This window comes from Psychrobacter sp. 1044 (genome assembly GCF_904846525.1).
In the GTDB taxonomy this organism is placed as follows: Bacteria; Pseudomonadota; Gammaproteobacteria; order Pseudomonadales; family Moraxellaceae; genus Psychrobacter.
This window is the reverse complement of record NZ_CAJHAZ010000039.1, coordinates 1-5608: the sequence shown is the minus strand read 5'-3', so window position 1 is coordinate 5608 and position 5608 is coordinate 1. Positions and strand designations below refer to the sequence as shown.

2 tRNA genes and 3 rRNA genes are annotated in these 5608 nt (G+C 48.4%); all 5 read right to left on the bottom strand.

Annotation, left to right across the window (positions count from 1 at the left end):
- Nucleotides 1-9: 9 nt before the first annotated feature.
- Nucleotides 10-124, bottom strand: a 5S ribosomal RNA gene (gene rrf / locus JMX82_RS13955).
- A gap of 187 nt (nt 125-311) precedes the next feature.
- Nucleotides 312-3173 (bottom strand): 23S ribosomal RNA (locus JMX82_RS13950).
- Nucleotides 3174-3527: 354 nt separating this feature from the next.
- Nucleotides 3528-3603, bottom strand: a tRNA-Ala gene (locus JMX82_RS13945).
- Between the two features lie 9 nt (nt 3604-3612).
- Nucleotides 3613-3689: transfer RNA gene (locus JMX82_RS13940), tRNA-Ile, on the bottom strand.
- A 75-nt stretch (nt 3690-3764) separates the two neighbouring features.
- Nucleotides 3765-5303, bottom strand: a 16S ribosomal RNA gene (locus JMX82_RS13935).
- Together the 16S, 23S and 5S rRNA genes with 2 tRNA genes alongside form the textbook arrangement of a ribosomal RNA operon.
- Nucleotides 5304-5608 lie beyond the last annotated feature (305 nt).

Below are 5608 nucleotides of genomic sequence, written 5' to 3'. Positions count from 1 at the left end.
AGAATAGAGAGCTGACGATGACCTACTCTCACATGGACGAATCCACACTACCATTGGCGCAATGATGTTTCACTTCTGAGTTCGGGAAGGGATCAGGTGGTGCCATCATGCTATTGTCGTCAGCAAAGGGGGTTAGATATGAGTCTGTTATTTTTATTGTTTGACGTCAAGTATTAGCTTGTTGTCGATCAACTCGTAACCTAACTGAATCAAGGTTAAAGGTGATATCGAAATATTCTCTCGTTTCTATAAGCTTTCGCTTATACAAGATAGATTAATTAGAGCTTTCATACAAACCACTTGGGTGTTGTATGGTCAAGCCAAACGAGCAATTAGTACAGGTTAGCTACATGCATCGCTGCACTTCCACACCCTGCCTATCAACGTCGTAGTCTTCAACGGCTCTTTAGGGAAATCTAATCTTGAGGTGGGCTTCCCGCTTAGATGCTTTCAGCGGTTATCCCATCCGAACGTAGCTACCGGGCAATGCCACTGGCGTGACAACCCGAACACCAGAGGTTCGTCCACTCTGGTCCTCTCGTACTAGGAGCAGATCCTCTCAAATTTCCAACGCCCACGGTAGATAGGGACCGAACTGTCTCACGACGTTCTAAACCCAGCTCGCGTACCTCTTTAAATGGCGAACAGCCATACCCTTAGGACCTGCTTCAGCCCTAGGATGAGATGAGCCGACATCGAGGTGCCAAACACCGCCGTCGATATGAACTCTTGGGCGGTATCAGCCTGTTATCCCCAGAGTACCTTTTATCCGTTGAGCGATGGCCCTTCCATACAGAACCACCGGATCACTAAGACCTACTTTCGTACCTGCTCGACTTGTGGGTCTCGCAGTTAAGCGCGCTTTTGCCTTTATACTCTACGACCGATTTCCGACCGGTCTGAGCGCACCTTCGTACTCCTCCGTTACTCTTTAGGAGGAGACCGCCCCAGTCAAACTACCCACCATACATTGTCCTCGGTATTGTTATACCTGAGTTAGAACCCCAACATGACCAGGGTGGTATTTCAAGATTGGCTCCACCGAGACTAGCGTCTCGGCTTCAAAGCCTCCCACCTATCCTGCACAAGTCAGGTCAAAGTTCAATGTAAAGCTGTAGTAAAGGTTCACGGGGTCTTTCCGTCTAGCCGCGGGTACACAGCATCTTCACTGCGATTTCGATTTCACTGAGTCTCTGCTGGAGACAGCGCTGCCATCATTATGTCATTCGTGCAGGTCGGAACTTACCCGACAAGGAATTTCGCTACCTTAGGACCGTTATAGTTACGGCCGCCGTTTACTGGGGCTTCGATCAAGAGCTTCGCTTACGCTAACCCCATCAATTAACCTTCCAGCACCGGGCAGACATCACACCCTATACGTCCACTTTCGTGTTTGCAGAGTGCTGTGTTTTTAATAAACAGTTGCAGCAGCCTGGTATCTGCGACTGCCAACAGCTCAAGGAGCGTGTCCTATCACCATCAGCAGCGTACCTTCTCCCGAAGTTACGGTACCATTTTGCCTAGTTCCTTCAGCAGAGTTCTCTCAAGCGCCTTGGTATTCTCTACCTGATCACCTGTGTCGGTTTAGGGTACGATTCGTTTATAACTATTGCTTAGAAGCTTTTCCTGGAAGCATGGTATTTGCCACTTCACTGTACAAGTACAGCTTGCTATCAGATCTCAGCCATATAACAACCCGGATTTACCTAAGTTGTAAGCCTACATCCTTTCACCTGGACAACCAACGCCAGGCTGACATAACCTTCTCCGTCCCTCCATCGCATTATAAACAAGTATCGGAATATTAACCGATTTCCCATCGACTACGCCTTTCGGCCTCGCCTTAGGGGTCGACTCACCCAGCCCCGATTAACGTTGGACTGGAACCCTTGATCTTCCGGCGTGCGAGCTTTTCACTCGCATTATCGTTACTCACGTCAGCATTCGCTCTTGTGATACCTCCAGCATGCCTTACGACACACCTTCACAGGCTTACACAACGCTCCCCTACCACTTGAAAACAAATTCAAATCCGCAGCTTCGGCTCCTAGTTTGAGCCCCGTTACATCTTCCGCGCGGGCCGACTCGACTAGTGAGCTATTACGCTTTCTTTAAAGGATGGCTGCTTCTAAGCCAACCTCCTAGCTGTCTATGCCTTCCCACCTCGTTTCCCACTTAACTAGGAATTTGGGGCCTTAGCTGGCGGTCTGGGTTGTTTCCCTCTCCACAATGGACGTTAGCACCCACTGTGTGTCTCCCGGATATCACTCATCGGTATTCGGAGTTTGCATCGGTTTGGTAAGTCGGTATGACCCCCTAGCCGAAACAGTGCTCTACCCCCAATGGTGTTCGTCCGAGGCGCTACCTAAATAGCTTTCGGGGAGAACCAGCTATCACCGAGTTTGATTAGCCTTTCACCCCTATCCACAAGTCATCCCCTGGCTTTTCAACGACAGTGGGTTCGGTCCTCCGGTGCCTGTTACGGCACTTTCAACCTGCTCATGGATAGATCACTCGGTTTCGGGTCTATACCCTGCAACTAAACGCCCTATTAAGACTCGGTTTCCCTACGGCTCCCCTAAACGGTTAACCTTGCTACAGAATATAAGTCGCTGACCCATTATACAAAAGGTACGCGGTCACCCTAATAAATTAAGGCTCCCACTGCTTGTACGCACACGGTTTCAGGTTCTATTTCACTCCCCTCACAGGGGTTCTTTTCGCCTTTCCCTCACGGTACTGGTTCACTATCGGTCAGTCAGGAGTATTTAGCCTTGGAGGATGGTCCCCCCATCTTCAAACAGGATTTCTCGTGCCCCGCTCTACTTAATATGTTAACGCTAATGTTTCGAATACAGGACTATCACCTACTACGGTCAGCTTTCCCACGCTGTTCTTCTACATTAGCATTAATCGGCTTCTCCCCGTTCGCTCGCCGCTACTAGGGGAATCTCATTTGATGTCTATTCCTAAGGGTACTGAGATGTTTCACTTCCCCTCGTTCGCTTCTTGTACAAGTACAAGATACCTACCTTATGGTAGGTGGGTTTCCCCATTCAGAAATCTCCGGATCACAGGATATTGCCGCCTCCCCGAAGCTTATCGCAGGCTGTCACGTCTTTCATCGCCTCTGACTGCCAAGGCATCCACCATGTGCGCTTCATTACTTGACCATACAACCCCAAGTAGTCTAACTTATAAATAAGTGTTGACTTCAAAGTGTCATAAGATCTAATTATGATAACGATATCACCTATGTTTATACGCTTGATTCAGTTCTCTTTACTTTTTTTAATCACTCACCCCTGGGATAACAACTGATGTCGTTAAGAGGTGAGTGATTAAGGTTAGGAACAACGCGTGAACACGTGTTCCTAACCCAGACTCATATCTATGTTTTTAAATAGTCTCTATGCTCTCGTCGAGTCACAGATTCTGTATAAAACAGAAAGAAGTAATCTTGCTAATATTAGCGAATCACTTGTTTCTATTTATACTATTAGCACTTAAAGCTTATTCGTCTATAGTGGTGGAGCCAAACGGAGTCGAACCGTTGACCTCCTGCGTGCAAGGCAGGCGCTCTACCAACTGAGCTATGGCCCCATTATAAAATGGTGGGTCTAAGTGGACTTGAACCACTGACCCCCGCGTTATCAACACGGTGCTCTAACCAGCTGAGCTACAGACCCAATTACGCTTGTTAAAACGTAAGCTTAAACTAAAGAACAACTTGTTGTGAATTCTTGCTGACCGAATGCCATCTATAAGGAGGTGATCCAGCCGCAGGTTCCCCTACGGCTACCTTGTTACGACTTCACCCCAGTCATCAACCACACCGTGGTGAACGCTCCCCCGAAGGTTAAGCTATCCACTTCTGGTGCAATCAACTCCCATGGTGTGACGGGCGGTGTGTACAAGGCCCGGGAACGTATTCACCGCGGCATTCTGATCCGCGATTACTAGCGATTCCTACTTCATGGAGTCGAGTTGCAGACTCCAATCTGGACTACGATAGGCTTTTTGAGATTCGCATCACATCGCTGTGTAGCTGCCCTCTGTACCTACCATTGTAGCACGTGTGTAGCCCTGGTCGTAAGGGCCATGATGACTTGACGTCGTCCCCGCCTTCCTCCAGTTTGTCACTGGCAGTATCCTTAGAGTTCCCGGCTTAACCCGCTGGTAACTAAGGACAAGGGTTGCGCTCGTTGCGGGACTTAACCCAACATCTCACGACACGAGCTGACGACAGCCATGCAGCACCTGTATTCTAATTCCCGAAGGCACTCCCGCATCTCTGCAGGATTCTAGATATGTCAAGACCAGGTAAGGTTCTTCGCGTTGCATCGAATTAAACCACATGCTCCACCGCTTGTGCGGGCCCCCGTCAATTCATTTGAGTTTTAACCTTGCGGCCGTACTCCCCAGGCGGTCTACTTATTGCGTTAGCTGCGTCACTAAGTCCTCAAGGGACCCAACGACTAGTAGACATCGTTTACGGCGTGGACTACCAGGGTATCTAATCCTGTTTGCTACCCACGCTTTCGAGCCTCAGTGTCAGTATTATGCCAGAAGGCTGCCTTCGCCATCGGTATTCCTCCAGATCTCTACGCATTTCACCGCTACACCTGGAATTCTACCTTCCTCTCACATACTCTAGCTCTACAGTTTCAGATGCAGTTCCCAGGTTAAGCCCGGGGATTTCACATCTGACTTATAGAGCCACCTACGCTCCCTTTACGCCCAGTAATTCCGATTAACGCTTGCACCCTCTGTATTACCGCGGCTGCTGGCACAGAGTTAGCCGGTGCTTATTCTGCAGCTAATGTCATCGTCCATGGGTATTAACCATGGAGTCTTCTTCACTGCTTAAAGTGCTTTACAACCAAAAGGCCTTCTTCACACACGCGGCATGGCTGGATCAGGGTTTCCCCCATTGTCCAATATTCCCCACTGCTGCCTCCCGTAGGAGTCCGGGCCGTGTCTCAGTCCCGGTGTGGCTGATCATCCTCTCAGACCAGCTACAGATCGTCGCCATGGTAGGCCTTTACCCCACCATCTAGCTAATCCGACTTAGGCTCATCTAATAGCGAGAGCAGTAAACTGCCCCCTTTCTCCCGTAGGTCGTATGCGGTATTAATACGAGTTTCCCCGTGCTATCCCCCACTACTAGGTAGATTCCTAAGTATTACTCACCCGTCCGCCGCTCGTCAGCGAGAAGCAAGCTTCTCCTGTTACCGCTCGACTTGCATGTGTTAAGCCTGCCGCCAGCGTTCAATCTGAGCCATGATCAAACTCTTCAGTTTAATCTTGCTATGAAGCTCTTTAAAGAAGCTTCTAAACTTGGCTCATCTAATCTGGCAAAATCGCTAAAAATTATGTTCGTAATGAATTAACTTTGAGTTTTTCTGCTGTCTTAAATGATAATTTTTTATAGTTAGAATGAACTCCGAAAAGGAGTTAAAACCAACTTTATTTTTTAGCATTCTGAGTCAGCAAAAATCCACACAAGTTGTTCTTTAGTTATGCTTTTAAATAGTGCTCAATCACTGTCGTCCAGTAACTGATATATAGGGTAATTCTCTTGCTGTTTAGTCTTAAACCCTTGTGG